Annotated in this window: 17 protein-coding genes; 10 read left to right on the plus strand and 7 right to left on the minus strand. The window is 75.1% G+C overall.

Annotation, left to right across the window (positions count from 1 at the left end; genetic code table 11):
• Positions 1–18 precede the first annotated feature (18 nt).
• The 4 genes from mshD (at position 19) to U5M74_RS13080 (ending at position 5,765) form a co-directional block, all read left to right on the plus strand.
• Positions 19–1,005 carry a mycothiol synthase gene (gene mshD / locus U5M74_RS13065; protein WP_410909378.1) on the plus strand — a complete coding sequence of 329 codons (987 nt, stop codon included), beginning with the start codon at positions 19–21 and terminating at the stop codon, positions 1,003–1,005.
• Between the two features lie 118 nt (positions 1,006–1,123).
• Positions 1,124–3,478: an RNA degradosome polyphosphate kinase gene (locus tag U5M74_RS13070; RefSeq protein WP_410909379.1), complete on the plus strand. Its 2,355-nt coding sequence runs from the start codon at positions 1,124–1,126 to the stop codon at positions 3,476–3,478.
• Between the two features lie 130 nt (positions 3,479–3,608).
• Entirely contained in the window at positions 3,609–4,589 is a 981-nt protein-coding gene (locus U5M74_RS13075; RefSeq protein WP_410909380.1) for an NUDIX hydrolase, read from the plus strand.
• Between the two features lie 186 nt (positions 4,590–4,775).
• On the plus strand, positions 4,776–5,765 hold the full coding sequence (locus tag U5M74_RS13080) for a hypothetical protein (protein WP_410909381.1): 990 nt from the start codon (positions 4,776–4,778) through the stop codon (positions 5,763–5,765).
• 51 nt (positions 5,766–5,816) lie between these two features.
• Here U5M74_RS13080 and U5M74_RS13085 read toward each other — a convergent pair whose 3' ends face one another.
• From U5M74_RS13085 to U5M74_RS13095, 3 genes are all read right to left on the minus strand, one after another.
• Positions 5,817–6,821: an inorganic phosphate transporter gene (locus U5M74_RS13085; RefSeq protein WP_069984020.1), complete on the minus strand. Its 1,005-nt coding sequence runs from the start codon at positions 6,819–6,821 to the stop codon at positions 5,817–5,819.
• Positions 6,822–6,824: 3 nt separating this feature from the next.
• Positions 6,825–7,448 carry a DUF47 domain-containing protein gene (locus U5M74_RS13090; RefSeq protein ID WP_410909382.1) on the minus strand — a complete coding sequence of 208 codons (624 nt, stop codon included), beginning with the start codon at positions 7,446–7,448 and terminating at the stop codon, positions 6,825–6,827.
• Between the two features lie 420 nt (positions 7,449–7,868).
• Positions 7,869–8,468 (minus strand): hypothetical protein, encoded by a 600-nt coding sequence (locus U5M74_RS13095; protein ID WP_410909411.1) that lies wholly within the window; start codon positions 8,466–8,468, stop codon positions 7,869–7,871.
• A 266-nt stretch (positions 8,469–8,734) separates the two neighbouring features.
• Between U5M74_RS13095 and U5M74_RS13100 the strand changes: the two genes are divergently transcribed.
• The 4 genes from U5M74_RS13100 to U5M74_RS13115 all read left to right on the plus strand — a co-directional run bounded on the left by U5M74_RS13100 (position 8,735) and on the right by U5M74_RS13115 (position 13,267).
• Positions 8,735–10,192 carry a sugar porter family MFS transporter gene (locus U5M74_RS13100; RefSeq protein ID WP_410909383.1) on the plus strand — a complete coding sequence of 486 codons (1,458 nt, stop codon included), beginning with the start codon at positions 8,735–8,737 and terminating at the stop codon, positions 10,190–10,192.
• A 176-nt stretch (positions 10,193–10,368) separates the two neighbouring features.
• Positions 10,369–10,920: a MarR family winged helix-turn-helix transcriptional regulator gene (locus U5M74_RS13105; protein ID WP_410909384.1), complete on the plus strand. Its 552-nt coding sequence runs from the start codon at positions 10,369–10,371 to the stop codon at positions 10,918–10,920.
• Entirely contained in the window at positions 10,913–12,613 is a 1,701-nt protein-coding gene (locus U5M74_RS13110) for an MDR family MFS transporter (RefSeq protein ID WP_410909385.1), read from the plus strand. The genes U5M74_RS13105 and U5M74_RS13110 overlap by 8 nt, the downstream gene beginning before the upstream one ends.
• A 168-nt stretch (positions 12,614–12,781) precedes the next feature.
• Positions 12,782–13,267, plus strand: coding sequence for a MarR family winged helix-turn-helix transcriptional regulator (locus tag U5M74_RS13115; protein ID WP_410909386.1), 486 nt, complete (start codon positions 12,782–12,784; stop codon positions 13,265–13,267).
• 130 nt (positions 13,268–13,397) lie between these two features.
• Here U5M74_RS13115 and msrB read toward each other — a convergent pair whose 3' ends face one another.
• Together msrB and U5M74_RS13125 are read right to left on the minus strand one after the other, a co-directional pair.
• A complete protein-coding gene (gene msrB / locus U5M74_RS13120) occupies positions 13,398–13,814 on the minus strand; it encodes a peptide-methionine (R)-S-oxide reductase MsrB (RefSeq protein ID WP_410909387.1) in 417 nt (138 codons plus the stop codon).
• Positions 13,811–15,313, minus strand: coding sequence for a DEAD/DEAH box helicase (locus U5M74_RS13125; protein ID WP_410909388.1), 1,503 nt, complete (start codon positions 15,311–15,313; stop codon positions 13,811–13,813). The genes msrB and U5M74_RS13125 overlap by 4 nt, the downstream gene beginning before the upstream one ends.
• Positions 15,314–15,584: 271 nt before the next feature.
• On the opposite strand from U5M74_RS13125, the gene U5M74_RS13130 reads away from it, so the two are divergent.
• Positions 15,585–16,352 (plus strand): M50 family metallopeptidase, encoded by a 768-nt coding sequence (locus tag U5M74_RS13130; protein WP_410909389.1) that lies wholly within the window; start codon positions 15,585–15,587, stop codon positions 16,350–16,352.
• Between the two features lie 131 nt (positions 16,353–16,483).
• On the opposite strand, the gene U5M74_RS13135 is transcribed toward U5M74_RS13130, so the two are convergent.
• Positions 16,484–16,768 carry a Fe-S cluster assembly protein HesB gene (locus U5M74_RS13135; RefSeq protein ID WP_069982928.1) on the minus strand — a complete coding sequence of 95 codons (285 nt, stop codon included), beginning with the start codon at positions 16,766–16,768 and terminating at the stop codon, positions 16,484–16,486.
• 475 nt (positions 16,769–17,243) lie between these two features.
• Positions 17,244–18,521, minus strand: a complete 1,278-nt coding sequence (locus U5M74_RS13140; RefSeq protein ID WP_410909390.1) for an alpha/beta hydrolase — start codon at positions 18,519–18,521, stop codon at positions 17,244–17,246.
• Here U5M74_RS13140 and U5M74_RS13145 point away from each other — a divergent pair.
• Positions 18,520–19,137, plus strand: a complete 618-nt coding sequence (locus U5M74_RS13145; RefSeq protein WP_410909391.1) for a class I SAM-dependent methyltransferase — start codon at positions 18,520–18,522, stop codon at positions 19,135–19,137. The genes U5M74_RS13140 and U5M74_RS13145 overlap by 2 nt on opposite strands.
• The last annotated feature ends 7 nt before the right edge of the window (positions 19,138–19,144 follow it).

Raw genomic sequence — 19,144 nt, forward strand, 5'->3', positions numbered from 1 at the left:
GTCCGCGACAATGGGCCGGTGCGCACCCCTCCCCCGCTCGAGATCGGCCCGCTCGCCCCCGCCGTCCAGGACGCCGTCCGCGCCCTCGCGGCCCGCGCCGAGGAGGTCGACGGCGTCGCGCCGCTGTCGGAGCAGCCGCTGCTGCGCCTCGGCGCCGACGAGCCGTGGCTGACCCATGCGGTGGCGCGCTCGCGCTCCGGCGAGGTGGTGGGCTACCTGCAGGACGACCGCTCCGGCGACGTCGCCAGCGCCGAGCTCGTGGTCGCCCCGGAGCACCGGCGCGGCGGGGTGGGACGCCTGCTGCTGCGCACCGCGGAGCGCGACGCCCGCCTGCCCATGTTCTCCGGCACGCCCGGCCAGCGCGGCAAGGACCTGCGGGTGTGGGCGCACGGCGACCTCCCCGCGGCCCGCGCCCTCGCCGCGGCCGCCGGCTACGCCGTCGTGCGCGAGCTCCTGCTGCTCGCCACGCCGCTCCCCACTGTCGACGCCCCGGCCGACGCCACCCCGGGCGCCGCCCCCGACGCCATGGCCGCCGCTCTCGGCCGGCTGCCCGCCGGGTACGAGGTCCGCACGATCCGGCCGGGGGACGACGACGAGGCGTGGGTGGCGCTCAACGCCCGCGCGTTCGCGGCGCACCCCGAGCAGGGCCGCCTCACGGTGGCCGACCTGCGCCAGCGCCAGGCCGAGCCGTGGTTCGACGCCGCCGGGCTCTTCCTGGTGACGGCGCCCGACGGCAGCCCCGCCGGGTACGTGTGGACCAAGGTGGAGCCGGACCAGGGGGCCGGCGCCCGCGACGGCGAGGTCTACGCGGTGGGCGTGGACCCCGACCACCAGGGCCGCGGCCTGGGCGGGGTGCTCACCGCCGTCGGGCTTGCCCACCTCGCGCGCGTCGGCTGCTCGCGCGGCGTGCTCTACGTCGACGGCGACAACACCCCCGCGCTCGCCACGTACGCCCGCGTCGGGTTCGAGCGCGCCGCCGTCGACGTGCAGTACGGCCGGTCCTGAGCCTCGCGCCAGAGCCCCGGCCCGGGCGTCCCGCGACCCTGCTCGGACCGGGCTGCGGACGCGCCAGCAGCGGGTTCACCGCCGTCCCGTCACCCGCGGTTCACCATTCGGTGCCACGATGGGCACCATGAGCGCCACGAGCCCGCGAACGCCCCGCCAGCGCGACGCGAGCGGCCGGTTCGCGCCGTCGACGGAGGAGGAGAAGGCGGCGCGCCGGACCCCGCTGGACCCGCAGCTGGCGGCGCACATCGCCGAGCACATCGCCGAGGAGCCGGACGACGGCCTGCTGGAGCACGCCAAGCCCTCGCCGGTGAGCCCCGAGCCGCTGCCCGAGGACCGGTTCGCCGACCGCGAGCTGAGCTGGCTGGCGTTCAACGAGCGCGTCCTCGAGCTCGCGGAGGACCCCCACCTGCCGCTGCTGGAGCGGGTGCGGTTCCTGGCCATCTTCGCCTCGAACCTCGACGAGTTCTTCATGGTCCGCGTCGCCGGCCTCAAGCGGCGCATCGCCACGGGCATCGCGGTCACCGCGGCGTCGGGCCTGTCGCCCCTCGAGGTGCTCGCCGGCATCAGCAAGGGCGCGCATGAGCTCATGTCCCGGCACGCCGAGGTCTTCGCGAACGACGTGCAGCCGGCCCTGGCCGCCGAGGGCATCACGATCGTGCACTGGCAGGACCTGGAGCAGCGCGAGCAGGAGCGCCTGCACAAGTTCTTCCGCAAGCAGATCTTCCCGGTGCTGACGCCCCTGGCGGTGGACCCGGCGCACCCGTTCCCCTACATCTCCGGCCTGTCGCTCAACCTCGCGGTCGTGGTGCGCAACCCGCTGACCGACAAGGAGCACTTCGCCCGCGTCAAGGTGCCGCCGCTGCTGCCGCGGTTCATCGCCGTCGACGAGCGCGGCCGCCCGAGCGACCCGACGGCGTCGGGCAGCTCGCGCCGCACCACCCCGACGTCGTTCGTGCCGCTCGAGGAGGTCATCGCCCAGCACCTCGACCACCTCTTCCCGGGCATGGAGGTCGTGGAGTCCCACACCTTCCGCGTCACCCGCAACGAGGACGTGGAGGTCGAGGAGGACGACGCCGAGAACCTGCTGCAGGCGATGGAGAAGGAGCTGCTGCGCCGCCGGTTCGGCCCGCCGGTGCGCCTCGAGCTGGCGGAGACGATCAGCCCGCGCATCCGCGACCTGCTCGTGCGCGAGCTGGGCGTCGAGGACGACGAGGTCTACGAGCTGCCCGCGCCGCTCGACCTCACGGGCCTGAACATCATCGCCGACATCGAGCGGTCGAACCTGCACTACTCCTCGTTCGTGCCGACGACGCACCGCCAGCTCGCCGAGGTGGAGTCGGCTAAGCCCACCGACGTCTTCGCCGCCATCCGCCGGCGCGACGTGCTGCTGCACCACCCCTACGACTCGTTCTCCACCTCGGTGCAGACGTTCCTCGAGCAGGCGGCCGCCGACCCCCGCGTGCTGGCCATCAAGCAGACGCTGTACCGCACCTCGGGCGACTCGCCGATCGTCGACGCGCTCATCGACGCCGCGGAGGCCGGCAAGCAGGTGCTGGCCCTGGTGGAGATCAAGGCGAGGTTCGACGAGCAGGCCAACATCTCCTGGGCCCGCAAGCTCGAGGAGGCCGGCGTCCACGTGGTCTACGGCATCGTCGGGCTCAAGACGCACGCCAAGCTCTCGCTCGTGGTGCGCCAGGAGCGCGACGGGCTGCGCCGCTACTGCCACGTCGGCACCGGCAACTACCACCCCAAGACCGCGCGCCTGTACACCGACCACGGCCTGCTGACGTGCGACTCCGACGTCGGCCAGGACCTCACGCGGCTGTTCAACCAGCTGTCCGGCTACGCGCCGCAGTCGCGGTTCCACCGCCTGCTCGTGGCGCCGCGGTCCGTGCGCGCCGGCCTCGTCGAGCGCATCGACCGGGAGGCCGACGCGGCCCGCGCCGGCCACGAGGCGTGGATCAAGATGAAGGTCAACTCCGCCGTCGACGAGGCCACCATCGACGCGCTGTACCGCGCGTCGCAGGCCGGCGTGCAGGTCGACCTGGTGGTGCGCGGCATCTGCGCGGTGCGCCCGGGCGTGCCGGGGCTCAGCGAGAACATCCGGGTGCGCTCGCTCCTGGGGCGGTTCCTCGAGCACTCGCGGATCTTCGCGTTCGCCAACGCCGCCGGCCCGGCGCTCGGCGAGGGCCCCGAGAGCGGCCCCGAGGTGTTCATCGGCTCGGCCGACCTCATGCACCGCAACCTCGACCGCCGCGTCGAGGCGCTCGTGCGCATCACCGACCCCGGGCAGATCGAGGAGCTCGTCGGCCTGGTCGACCGCTCCATGGCGGACGAGACGGCCAGCTGGCACCTGCACGCCGACGGGTCGTGGGTGCGGCACGCGTACGACGACGACGGCCGGCCGCTGACCGACCTGCAGGCCGAGCTCGTGCGCCGCCACCGCCGTCGCCCGGAGCGCGACCGGTGACGCCCGGGGCGCGACCGGTGACGCCCGGGGGGCGGCGGGAGGTGCCGGCCGGCCGCGGGGGCGCCACCCCGCGCGGGTGCGTGCTCTGCGGCGGCGCGGGCCGCCGTCGGCGGGCTGCCGGGCCCGCCTCGTGAGCGCCGCGGCCCGGACGCCCGCGGTGCGCACCGCGGGCGGGCTCGTGTGGCGCGTCGCGGACGGCCGGCTGCAGGTGCAGGTGGTGCACCGCCCGCGGTACGACGACTGGTCGTGGCCCAAGGGCAAGCTCGAGGCCGCCGAGCCGGAGCAGGCCGCGGCCGTGCGCGAGGTGGCCGAGGAGACCGGCGGCCCCGTGATCATCGGCCCGTCCCTGCCGGGCCTGCGGTACAAGCTGCCCGAGGGCCGGTGGAAGACCGTGCGGTACTGGGCGGCGCGCGAGGCGAGGGTGCCGGGCGACCGCGCGCCGCTCGCGGCGCGCCCGCCGCTGGCCCCGGCGAGCCCCGACGAGATCGACAAGGTCGAGTGGGTCGACGCCGCGGACGCGCCGCGGATCCTCACGCGCCGCGCCGACCGCAAGCCGCTCGCGGCGCTGGTCAACGAGTTCGAGCACGGGCGCCTGGACACCCACGCCGTCGTCATCGTGCGCCACGGGCGGGCGACGCCGCGCGACGCCTGGCACGGCGAGGAGCCGGACCGGCCGCTCACGCCGCTCGGGTACGCGCACGCCGCGGCGGTGGTGCCGGTGCTGGCCGCCTACGGCGTGACGACGGTGCTCAGCTCGCGCTGGGAGCGGTGCGCCGCCACCGTGGAGCCGTACGTGCGGGCCGCCGGCGTGCGCCCGGAGTACAGCGAGCACCTGGCCGAGGTGGAGCACGAGCGCTCCCCCGCACGGGTGGCCGCGGCGGTGCGCCAGCTGCTGGAGACGCCGCGGTCGTCGGTGCTGTGCACGCACCGCCCGGTGCTGTCCACGGTGCTCGACGTGCTGGGCCAGCACTCGCGCCGCTCGGTGGCCGACGCGCTGCCCGGCAAGGACCCGTACCTGGAGCCGGGCGAGATGCTGGTGGCTCACGTGGCGCTGACGGCCAAGGGCCCGCGGGTGGTGGCGGCGGAGCACGTGACCCCGCCGCTCACCTGACTCCCGTCATCCTGCCCCGCCAACCCGCCTGTCAGTACCAGCGCACGGCATGGCCTGCGCTGGTACTGACAACCTGGGGAGCGAGTCCGCCGGACCGCTCCCACAAGGCGGTCCTCCGTGGCGTCGTCCACAGGCGGGCTGCCGACCGGAGCCCAGCAGCCCGCCGAGCACGCACGCTCGGGTGCCATGACGGGATCGCGGCAGGCTCTCCAGGACACGGCCCTCGCCGCCCTCGCGCTACGGCAGCACGGCGTGGTGAACCGCGAACAGCTCCGCGCGCTCGGGTACCGGCGCGGGCACGTGGCGGAGCACGTCGCCGCGGGGCGCTGGCGGCTGGTCTGCCAGGACCTCGTCATCGTGCACACCGGTCCTCTGGACGCCGACGGCCGCCTGTGGCTCGCCGTCCTCGGGGCACCAGGCGACGTGGCCGTGGGGTCGTGGACCGGCCTGGCGCGCCACGGGCTGACCGGCTGGGACCGGCCGGGGCAGCACGTCGTCGTGCCGCGCGGGGCGAAGCCCTTCCGGCCGGTCGGCGTCGTGGTCCACGAGTCGCGGCGGTTCGCCGCCGAGGACATGGTGCGGCGCGACGGCCTGCCGGTGTTTCGCGTGGAACGGTGCGCCGTCGACGCCGCGGCGTGGCAGCCGTCGGGCCGGACCGCCGTCGGGCTGCTCGCCGCCACCGTGCAGCAAGGGCTCACGACACCAGACCGGCTCGCCGAGCAGCTCGACCGCGTGGGCAAGGTGCGCTTCCGCACGCTCATGCGGCGCAGCCTCGCCGACATCGCCGGCGGGGCCGACGCCCTGAGCGAGATCGACCTGGTGCGCCTGTGTCGCGAGGCGCGGCTGCCGCCGCCGCTGCAGCAGGAACGCCGTCGGGACTCTCGTGGCCGGTGGCGCTACCTCGACGCGGTGTGGCAGCTCCCGGACGGGCGGCGGCTCGTCGTGGAGGTCGACGGCGTCGGGCACATGGAGGCCGCGCGCTGGTACGCCGACCTGATGCGCGACGCGGAGCTGCTGCCGGACGACCGCACGGTGCGCCTGCGCATCCCCGCGGCAGCGCTGCGGGTGGAACCGGAGCGCGTGCGGGCGGTGCTCGAGCACTACCTGCGACCCGGCGCCGCGGCTGCGGCCGCACCTGTCAGCACGAGCGCACGCCATGGCCTGCGCTCGTACTGACACCGGCGCTGACACCCTGGAAGGGCGAGCGGTGCAGGCAGGAGCGACGCCTCAGCCCAGGAGGGGGGTCAGCGCCCACGTGGCCAGCGCCGCCACGAGCGCCGCGGCCGGGATGGTGAGGATCCAGGCGAACGCGATGTTCTTGGCCACGCCCCAGCGCACGGCCGACAGCCGGCGGGTGGCGCCGACGCCCATGATCGCCGAGGTGATCGTGTGCGTCGTCGACACGGGGGCGTGCAGCGCGAACGCGTTGACGTACAGCACGGTCGCGGCGACCGACTCGGCCACGAAGCCGCGCGCCGGGTCGAGCTCGATGATGCGCCGGCCGAGCGTGCGCATGATGCGCCAGCCGCCCGAGTAGGTGCCGAGCGAGATGGCGGCCGCGGCGGCGAGCTTGACCCACAGCGGGATGCCGGCGTCGCGGTCGGCCCACCCGACGGTGAGCAGCGCCATGTAGATGACGCCCATCGTCTTCTGGGCGTCCTGCAGGCCGTGGCCCAGCGCCATCGCGGCGGCCGAGACGGTCTGCGCGTGCCGGAACCGGCGGGTGGTGCGGGACGGGGCGGCGTTCCGCCAGATCCACAGCACCGCCACCATGGCAAGGAACGCCAGGCCGAAGCCGACCAGCGGCGAGATCACCATGGGCAGCACGACCTTGTCGTACACGTTGCCCCAGTAGACCAGCAGCCCGCCGGCGAGCCCGGCGCCCACGAGCCCGCCGATGAGCGAGTGCGTGGACGACGACGGCAGCCCGAACCACCAGGTGATGAGGTTCCACACGATCGCGCCGACGAGCGCGCACAGCACCACCACCAGCACGGTGTGGCTGGTCTGGCTGTCGAGGTCGATGATCGAGTGCGCGATCGTCTCGGCCACCTCGGTGCCGAGCAGGGCGCCGACGAAGTTCATGACGGCGGCCATGAGCAGCGCCACGCGCGGGGTCAGCGCCCGCGTCGAGACCGACGTGGCGATGGCGTTCGCCGCGTCGTGGAAGCCGTTGGTGTAGTCGAACCCGAGGGCCAGGGCCACCACGAGGACGACGAGGGCTGCTTCCACGCCTCAGGACTCCTTGAGCGCGATCGTCTCGACCATGTTGGCCACCTGCTCGAAGGCGTCGCAGGCGTCCTCGAGGACGTCGACGATCTCCTTGAGCTTGATGAGCGTGACCGGGTCGCCGGCCAGGTCGTCGAAGAGCTCCGCCACGAGCTTGCGGTGCAGCTTGTCGCCCTGGTTCTCGAGCCGGTTGATCTCGACCCAGTACTCGGAGAGCTGCTCCATCGAGCGCAGCCGCGGCATCGCCTCGGCGGTGAGCTCGGCGCTGCGCTGCAGCACCTGCACGACCTCGGACACGCGCGCCGGCAGGGCCTCGACCTTGTACAGCACGATGAGGTCGGCAGCCTCCTCCATCGCGTCCATGCAGTCGTCCAGCGCGGAGGCGAGGCCGTAGATGTCGTCCCGGTCGAACGGGGTGACGAACGTCTGGTTGAGCCGCTTCATGATGGCGTGCGCGGCGTCGTCCGCCAGGTGCTCCGCGTCGACGAACCGCTTCGCGATGGCCTTGCGGCCCGCCCGGTCGGCGCCGAGCAGCTCGGCCAGGAGGCCGGCGCCGGTGACGTTGTGCTGCGCGAGCGCGGCGAAGAGGTCGAAGTAGGTGGTGTCGCGCGGTGTCAGGCGCAGGCGCACGTCGTTCTCCTGGTCGAGAGGACAGATCCCTCACAGCGTAGGGCGACGCGAGCGGTGCCGACCAACGCGCGGTGTGTCGTCCGGTCGACGGTTGCGGCGCCGCGGCCAGCGGCGACAGCGCCGGGGCGTCGTGGGGACGACGCCGAGGGTCCCGGTGGTCCGGGGAAGGAGTGGTGTGCGACGCCGGACCGGGAGCGCCTCTCGGCGCGTGGCCGCTCGTAGCGGCTGAAGATGGAGCCCGGGGCTACCGCAGCCCGGCGTCGCACGAACCAGACTAACCGACCTCGCGCGGCGCGCATTCCCGGGGCGGTGTGGCCTGCGCGACGCCGCCGCGCCGGCTGAGGCGCGCCCGGCCCGGCCCGGGCTCGGTCCGGGTCCGGGCTCGGTCCGGGTCCGGGCTCGGTCCGGCTCGGTCCGGGCTCAGTCGAGCCGGTCGGCGCGCCACAGGCCCGCCGCCTGCTCGAGCTCCTGCGCGGTGCGCTGCAGGTCGGCGGCGCCGCGGGTCATCTGGGTGGCCCCGGCCGGGTCGGCGACCTCGCGGGCGTCGGCGTCGAACGCGGCGCCGGTGGCGAGGATGCGGCAGAACGAGGCGGCGCGCTCCAGCGCGACGGCGAGGTCGCCGGCGTAGACGCCGGACAGCACCTGGTCGGCCAGGGCGCGCAGGTCCTCGGGGGCGGGCGGGCGCGGCACGCCCGCGACCGCCTCGTGCACCGGGGCGGCGTCGACGCCGAGCCGGTAGCGCAGGCCGATGGTGTGCGCGTCGCGCCGCACCCACTCGCGCAGCACGTACAGCCGCCACAGGGCGCCGGGCAGCGAGACGGGCGCGGCGTCGGCCCACAGGGAGGCGACGACGTCGAGCCCTTCGCGCTCCACGAGCTGCACCAGCCGGGCGACGACCTCGGGGTCCTCCGCCGCGCGGGCGCGGTGCACGACGGCGCGGGCGGTGGTGTGCGCCACCTCGTCGCGCAGCGCGGGGTCGACGGAGCCCGGCAGCGCCTCGGCCTCGCGGGGGTCGAGCATGGCGGGCCGGCGGAAGCGGGGGCGGGGGTCGCGGTCGCTCACCGTGCCAGTCTGGCACCGCGGCCGGGGCCCGCCACCACCCCGGGCGACCGCCCGTCCGGCGCCCCGGGGCGACCGCCCGCCCGGCACCCCTGGCGCGCCGGTGGTCCGGACCAGTCGTAGCATCGAGGCCGGACTCGACGGCGCCCGCCTGCCACGAGCACCGGCCGGCGCACCGCGGAGTTCCGCTGATCTCCCTGACCCGCACCCGACCCGAGGAGCCCCGCGTGAGCGACGCGCCCAGCACCAGACCCAGTCCGACAGGAACCACCGCGAGCTCCGCGCACCGCAAGGCGCTGGGGCTCGCGTTCGCCGCCGCCGTCGGCGGGTTCCTCTTCGGCTTCGACTCGTCGGTCATCAACGGTGCCGTCGACGCCATCGAGGGGCAGTTCTCGCTCAGCGCGGCCGTGACCGGCTTCGTCGTGGCGGTCGCCCTGCTCGGCTGCGCCCTCGGCGCCTGGGCCGGTGGCCGCCTCGCCGACCGCCAGGGCCGCACCCGCGTCATGGTGCTCGGCGCCGTGCTGTTCTTCGTCTCGTCGGTCCTGTCGGCGATCGCCTTCAGCGCCTGGGACCTGGCGATCTGGCGCTTCATGGCCGGCGTCGGCATCGGCATCGCCTCGGTCATCGCCCCGGCCTACATCGCCGAGATCGCCCCGGCCGCGATGCGCGGCCGGCTGGGCTCGCTGCAGCAGCTCGCGATCACCGTCGGCATCTTCGCCGCCCTCCTCTCCGACCAGGTCCTGGCGACCTCCGCCGGCGGCGCCGCCGAGGAGCTGTGGCTCGGCTGGGAGGCCTGGCGCTGGATGTTCCTGGTCTGCGTCGTGCCGGCCGCCGTCTACGGCATCCTGGCGCTGCGCATGCCGGAGTCGCCGCGCTACCTCGCGGCCAAGGGCCGCGACGCCGAGGCCCGCGCCGTCCTGGCGTCCGTGCTCGGCCCGGACGAGGACGTCGACGACCGCCTCGGCCAGATCCACCGCTCCATCGCCGCGGACGAGCAGAACGCCGAGCTCGGCACGCTGCGCGGCAGCGCGCTGGGCCTCAAGCCGATCGTGTGGGTCGGCATCCTGCTGTCGGTGTTCCAGCAGTTCGTCGGCATCAACGTGATCTTCTACTACTCGACGACGCTGTGGCAGGCGGTCGGCTTCGACGAGTCGCAGGCGTTCACCGTCTCGACGATCACGTCGGTCACCAACGTCGTCGTGACGTTCATCGCCATCGCGCTGGTCGACAAGGTCGGCCGCCGCCCGATGCTGCTCATCGGCTCGGCCGGCATGACGGTGACGCTCGCCCTCATGGCGATCGCGTTCACGCAGTCGACCGGCTCTGGCGAGAACATCACGCTGCCGGGCGCCTGGGGCGTCGTGGCGCTCGTCGCCGCCAACCTGTTCGTGGTGTTCTTCGGCGCCACCTGGGGCCCGCTGGTCTGGGTCCTGCTCGGCGAGATGTTCCCCAACCGCATCCGCGCCGCGGCGCTCGGCGTCGCCGCGGCGATGCAGTGGATCGCCAACTTCGCGATCACGATGACGTTCCCGCCGATGCTCGACGCGTTCGGCGCCTCGATCCCCTACTTCATGTACGCGATCTTCGCGGCGCTGTCCTTCTTCTTCGTGCTGGGCAAGGTGCAGGAGACCAAGGGCAAGGAGCTCGAGGACATGGGCGAGGAGGCCCGCACGGCCGCGGCCTGAGCCACCCGCCGGCCGCGCCCCCAGCGGCGGCACGACGACGGCGCGCGTCCCCACCCGGGGCGCGCGCCGTCGTCGTGCTGCCGGGGGTGCGGGCCGTCGCGCACGTCACACCCGAACTACTTGCTTGCTGCAAGCACCAGAAATATAGTTGTGTGCAGCAACCAAGGAGGACCGTGATGCTCACGAGCGCATCCCTCTCCGAGCCCGCCGCCCCCGGCTCCGGCACCGCCGTCGACACCCCCGCCGACACCCCCGCCGACACCCCCGCCGACACCGGCAGCCACGGCGACATCCTCACCGCCCTGGAGGAGCTCGGACGCGCCCAGCGGGAGGCCGCCGCCCGGCTGACCCACCGCCTGGGCTGGCCCCGCGCGGGCATCGGGGTGATCCGCATGCTGGCGCTGTGCGGGCCGGTGCAGATCACCGACGTCGCCGCCCGGCTGCGCGTCGACGTGTCGGTGGCGAGCCGGCAGGTCGGCCAGCTGGTGGACGGCGGGTACGTGCGGCGCACCGTCGACGAGGCGGACCGGCGCGTGCGGCTGCTCGAGCTGACCGACGCCGGGCGCGCGCTCGTCGACCAGGTCAAGGACGAGTTCTCCCAGGTCTTCGCCAAGGTCTTCGTCGACTGGACCGACCAGGACGTCGCCGAAGCGGCTTTCCACATCCGCAGGGTCGCGGCTGCCATCACGAGCTACGAGAACGCCAAAGAAGAGAGCACGAATGTCTGACCGAACCACGGCCCCCGCGGCGCCGTCGCCGGGGAACACCCCGGCGATGACGCACCGCCAGGTCCTCGAGGCGCTCTCGGGGATCATCCTGGGCATGTTCGTCGCCCTGCTGGCGGCGACCATCACCTCCACCTCGATGCCCCGCATCGTCAGCGACCTGGGCGGCTCGCAGCACGCCTACACCTGGGTCGTCACTGCCACGCTGCTGACGCAGACCGTCAGCACGCCGCTGTGGGGCAAGTTCGCGGACCTGTTCAACCGCAAGATGCTGGTCCAGCTGGCCCTCGTGATCACCGTGCTCTCGGCCGCCGCCGCGGGCCTGTCCCAGAACATGAGCATGCTGATCGGGTTCCGCGCGGTGCAGGGCGTCGGCGCCGGCGGCCTCATGGCGCTGGCGACCGTGCTGGTCGCGGACATCGTCTCGCCGCGCGAGCGCGGCCGGTACATGGGCCTCATCGGCGGGTTCATGGCGATCTCCCAGGTGGGCGGCCCGCTGCTCGGCGGCGTCATCACCGACAGCCCGCTCGGCTGGCGCTGGAACTTCTTCGTGGGCGTGCCGTTCGCGATCGCCGCGATCGTCGTGCTGCAGAAGACCCTGCACCTGCCCCCTCGGCCGCACCGGACCGTGCGGATCGACTACTGGGGCGCGGTGTTCATCTCTCTCGGCGTGGCGCTCCTGCTGCTGTGGGTCACGTTCGCCGGCGACCAGTTCGCCTGGGGCTCGTGGCAGACCGCCGCGATGGTCGGCGGCGCCGTCGCCTCGCTCGTCGTGGCCGTGCTCGTCGAGCGCGTGGTCGCCGAGCCGATCATCCCGCTGCACCTCTTCGCCAACCGCACCTTCGTGCTGGCCGTCATCGGCTCGATCGCCGTCGGCGTCGCCATGTTCGGCACCGCGGTGTTCCTGTCGCAGTACCTGCAGCTGGCCCGCGGCAAGACGCCCACCGAGTCGGGCCTGCTGACGATCCCCATGGTCGTCGGCACCATGCTGGCCGGCATCGTGTTCGGCCGGATCATCTCGCGGACCGGCCGGTACAAGGCGATCATGGTCGGCGGCGCGGTGGTCTTCATCGCCGCGCTCGTGGGCATGTCGACCATCGACGCGCACACCAGCTTCGTGCTCATCTCGGTCTACCTGTTCGGCCTCGGCCTGTCCGTCGGCGCCCTCATGCAGAACCTCGTCCTGGCCACGCAGAACACCTTGCACGTCAGCGAGATGGGGTCCGGCACGTCGGCCGTCGCGTTCTTCCGCTCCCTCGGCGGTGCGGTGGGCGTCTCGGCCCTGGGGGCGGTGCTCGCCAACACGGTCAAGGAGGACATCGCGTCCGGCCTCGCCCGGCTCGGCGTGCCCGCCGACGTGATGGGCGGCTCCGCCGCCGTGCCGGACCTGTCGCAGGTCCCGGCGCCCGTGCGCACGATCATCCAGGACGCCTACGCCCACGGCATCGGCGAGATCTTCCTGATCGCCGTGCCGATGGCGGTCGTCGCCCTGGTCTGCGTGATCTTCCTCAAGGAGATCCCGCTGGGCACCCGCTCCGGGGTCGAGCAGCTGCTCGAGGAGCAGGCGGCCGAGGAGCGGTCGAAGACCGCGATCGCGGCCGGCGCCGACACGGTCGGCGAGGAGCTCACCGCCGCCGCGGTGGCGGGCGACGACGGCGCGCGCGCCGGCGGCCGGGACGCCGCGCCGCGCGGCTGACCGCGGCACCGCGCCCGCCCGGCCCACGGCCCCACGACGGCGCGGCACCCTCCCGGGGTGCCGCGCCGCCGTCGTCCCCGGGCGAGCCGCCACCCGGGGTGGGCGATTTCCGCTCCGCAGGGGCGATTTCCGGTCCCGAACGAACCGGTGAGGCGCCATGATGGGCGCATGACCTCCGAGTCGCACCAGACGCCGCCCGACCCCGCGACGGACCCGTTCGGGGCGCTGGAGCGCGAGATCCGCCTCATCGTGCGTCGCGCGCAGTCCACGGGCACGCAGACGGCGCGGCGCGTGCACCCGGAGCTCGACGCCAGCGCCTACCCGCTGCTGGCGCACATCCACATGAACCCGGGCACCCGCGGCTCGGACCTCGCGGCGCACTTCGGCGTGGGCCGCGCGACGGTGTCGCGGCAGCTGTCGCGGCTCGAGGCGCTCGGGCTCATCCACCGCGAGGTGGACCCGGACGACACCCGCGGCCAGCGCATCACCCTGACCGCCGACGGCGAGCAGCGCTTCGCCCGGGCGCGGGACAGCCGCGTCGAGGCGATGCGGCAGTCGCTGGGCGCGTGGGACGAGGGCGAGGTCGCACAGCTCGCCACGCTGCTGCGCCGCTACTCCGAGGACTGGGTGCGCTGGCGCGACGCCAACCAGTGACGCCCGCCGCCGGGCTCCCGCGAACGACGCAGGGCCGGTGCACGCGACTCGCGTGCACCGGCCCTGCGGCGTCGGCGTCCTCGTCCGCCCGGCCTGCGGGAGCGGGCCGGGCGGACGGCTCAGTCCTGTCTCAGTCCTCGACCGGCTCGAAGGACAGGCTGACCGAGTTCATGCAGTAGCGGTCGCCCGTCGGGGTCTGCGGGGCGTCGTCGAACACGTGCCCCAGGTGCGACCCGCACCGCGCGCAGCGCACCTCGGTGCGCACCATGCCGTGGCTGCGGTCCTCCAGCAGCTCGACCCGGTCGCCCGCGAGCGGGCTGTAGAAGCTCGGCCACCCGCAGTGGGCGTCGAACTTGGTGTCGGAGCGGAACAGCTCGTTGCCGCAGGCCCGACACCGGTAGACGCCGGTGCGGTGCTCGCCGAGGAGCTCACCGGTGAACGGTCGCTCCGTGGCCGCCTGCCGCAGGACGGCGAACTCCATGGGGTTCAGCTCGACCCGCCACTGGTCGTCGGTCTTGGTCACGTCGTACTTGGTCTGCTCGGTCATCGCGACACACCTCCACCGCGGGCAACCGTGCCGCGGCCGCCGGTGTTCCCGCCGCCGGTGCCGGCACCGCCGCGGCCGCGGCCGCCGCGGCGACGACGCCGCGCCCCCGTGGAGCCGCCGTCCGCCGTCGCGGGCGCGCCGCCGGGGTGCGCCGACGAGGCGGCGGGCCCGTGCGTGCCGGGGTGCGCGGCCGCCGGGGTCACCGTGCCGGCGGGGCGGGCGCCGCCCGCGGCCGGCGCGCCCTGGCGGCCGCCGCGGCCGCGCGAGCGGCCGCCCTGCGGGGACCGGCCGCCCTGCTGGGGCGCCGGCGCCGGCGGGGCCGGCGGGACGTACGCGGCGACCTCGCCCACCAGGGCCGTCACGACCGGGTCGCCGGCCACCACGTCGCGCGGGCGGGCGTCGATGCGGGCCTTGCGGGTCAGGTCCTTCACGTCGCCGCGCTGCTCGGGGAGCATCACGGTGACGACGTCGCCGCCGGAGCCGGCGCGAGCGGTGCGCCCGGAGCGGTGCAGGTAGGCCTTGTGCTCCGCCGGCGGGTCGACGTGCACGACGAGCTCCACGTCGTCGACGTGGATGCCGCGCGCGGCGATGTCCGTGGCGACCAGCACGCGGACCTCGCCGGAGGAGAACGCGGCGAGGTTGCGCTCGCGCGCGCCCTGGCCGAGGTTGCCGTGCAGGTCCACGGCGGGCACGCCGGCCGCGGTGAGCTGCTTGGCGAGCTTCTTGGCCTGGTGCTTGGTGCGGGTGAACAGCACGCGGCGGCCGGTGCCGGAGGCGAGCTGGTGCACCACGTCGCGCTTCACCGCGGCGTCGGCCACGGCGAGGATGTGGTGGGTCATCTTCGGCGGCGGGGCGGCGGCCTCGTCGACCGAGTGCGTCACGGGGGCGTGCAGGTACCGCTTGACCAGCACGTCGACGCCGTTGTCCAGCGTGGCGCTGAACAGCAGGCGCTGCCCGCGGGCCGGGGTGCGGTCCATGATCCGCTTGACGCCGGGCAGGAAGCCCAGGTCGGCCATGTGGTCGGCCTCGTCGAGCACCGTGATCTCGACGTCGTCGAGGCTCAGCAGCTTCTGGTTCAGCAGGTCCTCGAGGCGGCCCGGGCACGCGATGAGCACGTCGACGCCGGCGTCGAGCGCCGCGACCTGCTTGTTCTGCGAGACGCCGCCGAACACCGTGGTGGTGCGCAGACCGAGGGCCTGGGCCAGCGGCGCCGTCGTGGCGTCGATCTGCGAGGCGAGCTCGCGGGTGGGGGCCAGGACGAGGGCGCGCGGGCGGCGCGGGGCGCTGCGGCGCGCGCCGCCGGCGGCGAGGCGGGCGACGACGGGCAGCGCGAACGCGAGCGTCTTGCCGGAGCCGGTGCGGCCGCGGCCGAGCACGTCCTTTCCGGCCAGGGAGTCGGGCAGCGAGGCCGCCTGGATGGGGAACGGGGTGGTGATGCCGCGGTCGGTCAGCGAGGTGACGACGGGCGCGGGCAGGCCGAGATCGGCGAAGGAGGTCAAAAGAAGTCTCTCGGGCAGGGCGCGGCGCACGCCTCGTCGACGGGCTCCGTCGAGCGCGCGGCTGCCGCGGCGGTGGTGGTGCGTCGCGAAGGAGGTTCACCACGACGCGCGGCGCGCGGCGGATCGCCGCGCGGCCAGGAAGCACCCAGTGTCTCATGCCGTTGCCCCCGGCGACCCCGCAGCGGTCCGCCGGAGGCCCTGCCGCGGCCGCGCGGCCCCTGCACCGGACCTCCCCGCGGCCTGCCGCCCAGCCCCAGGCGGCTGTGGTTGCATGGCCGCCGTGGACGACTCCCCCGCCTCGTTCTCCGGGTTCCTCGCCGCCGCCGGCGACGTGGTGCAGCAGATCTGGACGGCAGCGACGACGCCGGTCGCGGCGCCGCCGCAGGCCGTGGTGCTCGCCGCCGGGCTGGCCGCGCTCGCCGTCGTGCTGGTGACGCCGGTCTGGCGCACCGCGCGGCACGTGGTCACGATCGCGCACGAGGGCGCCCACGCCCTGGCCGCCACCCTGACCGGGCGGCGGCTCGACGGCATCCGGCTGCACTCGGACACCTCCGGGCTGACCATCTCCGCCGGCCGGCCGCGCGGCGTCGGCATGGTCGTGACGTCGTTCGCCGGGTACGTGGGCCCGGGGCTCGTGGGCCTCGGCGCCGCGTGGCTGCTGCGCGCCGGCTACGCCGTCGGGCTGCTGTGGCTCCTGGTGGCGCTGCTGGCGGTGCTGCTGCTGAAGATCCGCAACCTGTTCGGGCTGTGGTCGGTGCTGCTCGCCGGCGTCGCGCTCGTGGCGGTGTCATGGTGGCTGGAGCCGGACGCGCAGTCGACGGTGGCGTACGCGGTGACCTGGTTCCTGCTGCTGGGGTCCGTGCGGCCGGTGCTGGAGCTGCAGTCCCAGCGGGCGCGCGGCCAGGCGCGCCAGTCCGACGCCGACCAGCTCGCGCGGCTGACCCGGCTGCCCGGGCTGTTCTGGGTGGCGATGTTCCTGCTGGTCACCGTGGGCGCGCTGGTGCTCGGCGCGTGGTGGATCGTGGGGCCGGCGGCCTGACGCCGCGCCGCGGGCGCGGCGGCCGCGGTCGCGGTCGCGCCAGCACGACGACGGCGGGCCGCCCCCGAAGGGGCGACCCGCCGTCGGGCGTGCCTGGCGCGGGACGTCGGTCCCACGGGGGCCGCGGGAGCTCAGTCCTGCGGCGTGAGCACGAACCCGGGGCCGGAGGCGCCCGGGTCGGTGTCGAGCGTCAGGGAGTCCAGCGCCGTGGCGGCCTCCTTCTCGACGAAGACGTGGGTGCTGCCGGCCTCGTCGACCACCTGGTCCTCAGGCTGCGGGGACGGCACGAGCGCGAGCTCGAAGTTGCCGGGCTGGCCGGCGGACTGCGCGATGCGGAGGCCGCCCTCGGCGGGCACGCCGGCCTGCTGGGCCAGGTCCTGGACGACCGAGCGGGCGTTGTCGGTGACGGTGAGCACGCTGAGCTCCTTCTCATCGGTTCTTGCGGGCACGTTCCACCGAAGCAACGGGACTGGAGCGACGCAAGGCTGAGACGCGGATTCGGCGAAACCTCCCGCATGACGAGACTGCGCAGGACAGGTGCGCCGCCGCGGGGATACGGTGCGCCGCTGCGCCGCTCGAGGTCTCCGCGGAGCGGCGGCGGGCGCCCGCATGCCGGCGTCGGTGCGCTGGGCGATCCTGGGCAGCGAGGGCCCCGGACGGGGCCGCCGGACTCGCGGAAGGGGACGACGTGCCGCCACGGCTCAAGAACGCCTCGGTCGCCGCCACCGGAGAGTGGACGGACCCCGACGACAACGTGCGCGCGCCGGCCGGCGACGTGCACGCCTGGCTGCCGGGCACCAACCAGACCGTCTGCGGCCTCCCGCTGGCACGCGAGGGGCTGCGACGCTTCCCGCACGTCACCTGGGCGGACGTGCAGCCGGCGACGGGCGGCTACGCCGACCGGGTCACCGGCGTCTGCCGCCGGTGCGCGGCCGGCCTGGGGGCGCGGCGCGACGAGAAGCCCTGGTCACGCCGGGACCCGCGGCCCTGAGCCGTCGCCCGGGGTCGGTCCGGCGGCGCCGGGCGAGGCGCGAGCGCGCGCTCGAGGAACGCCGTCGGCCGGTCGAGCGCCGGGCCCGACGCCGCGCACCACCCCGGGAACGAGAAGATCCCGTGCGGGCTGTCGGCGTAGTGCGCGTGCTCGACGGGCACGCCGGCGGCGTGCAGCGCCCGGGCGTAGCGGCGTCCGTCCTCCTGGACGTAGTCGTGGTCGGCGGTGAGGACGAAGGCGGGCGGGAGCCCGGCGTGGTCGGGCGCCAGCAGCGGCGAGACGAGCGGGTCCTCCGGGTGACCGTGACCGCCGAGATAGGCGGCCACCTGGTCCGGGACGTCGGCGGACCGCCCGAACGGCCAGCCCTGGCGCGCGGTCATCGCCGGGGCGTCGGGTCGAAGGTCGAAAGCGCCCTGGAGCAGTGCCTGGGCGCGGATCCGCGGCGCCCCGCGCGCCCGCGCCATCAGGGTGACCACGGCGGCCAACGTCGCCCCGGCGCTCTCTCCCACCACCGCCAGACGCCCCGCGTCGGCGCCGAGGTCGGCGGCATGTTCCGCGGCCCACGCAGTGACGGCGTAGCAGTCCTCGCCCGCGGCCGGTACGGGGTGCTCCGGAGCCTGTCGGTAGCTGGGCGCCACGACGACGGCACCGAGCCGCGCGGCGAGCCGGCTGCCGAGCCACGTCGTCATGGTGCGGTCGCCGAACACGAAGCCTCCGCCGGGCAGGTCGACGACGACCGGCCGCCGGTCGGTCGTCCGCCACCCGTGGGGCCGGTACCACAGGGCCGGCACCTGCCCGGCCGGTCCGGGCACCGCGAGCTCCGCGATGCTCACCGTCGGTGCGGGTCGGCCGTTGAGGAGCTCTCCGACCCACCGCGGGCCCGGGTGCGCGCGGAGCATCCGCAGCTTGGCGTCCGACATCCGTGCGTACGGCCCCACCGCGCGATCGATCGCAGCACCGAGGATGCGCACCCGCCAGGGAAGGGCCACGACTGCTCCCTCCGCGACCACCGCCGCGGCAGCCGCGGCGCCCACCGTCATCGTGCGGCCGCGTCGTCGCGCGCGCATGACCCGGAACGGGTGGTCCGCCAGGCGGCCCCAGGGCGTCGCCTGGGACGTGGAGAGGCGCGTCGCCGCGGACGGCGGCGCGCCGGGCGCCCAGGAGGCGAAGACTGCCATGACGACTCGCACGCTCCTGAACGGGCTGGCGTACCGCGCCCTCTACCGGGCGGGCCTGCGCCCCTGGGAGGGCTATCGCACCGCCGCGGCCCCGAGCGTCGACGCCCTCTTCGACCGGGAGGTGGCCGGCCGCGCACCCCCGCTCGGCCGGGCGCTGGACCTCGGCTGCGGCCGGGGGCAGTACACCCCGGAGCTGGCCCGACGCGGTTGGGACGCCGTCGGCGTCGACCTCGTGCCGCAGGCGGTGGACGAGGCGCGACGACGAGCAGGCGCGGGCGTCACGTTCGTGGTGGGCGACGTCACCCGTCTGGAGACGGCCGACCTGGGCACGTTCGACCTGTTCCTCGACGTCGGCTGCTTCCAGGGGTTCGACGCACGGCAGCGTGCCGCCGAGGGTCGGGGCGTGACCGCGCTCGCGAACCCCGGCGCGGCGCTGCTGATGCTGGCGTTCGGTCCCACCCGCCTGCGCTCGATGATCGGGGGTGCGTCTCGCGCGGACGTCGAGGCGGCGTTCCCGGGCTGGTCCGTCGACGCCGACGAGCCCGCGAGCACGGCGGGCCTGGGCTGGCCGATGGACCGCACCGCACCGCGGTGGTACCGCCTGAGCCTGGCGTAGCGCCGCC

This window comes from Puerhibacterium sp. TATVAM-FAB25 (genome assembly GCF_046535855.1).
GTDB classification, from domain to species: domain Bacteria; phylum Actinomycetota; class Actinomycetes; order Actinomycetales; family Cellulomonadaceae; genus Puerhibacterium; species Puerhibacterium variabilis_A.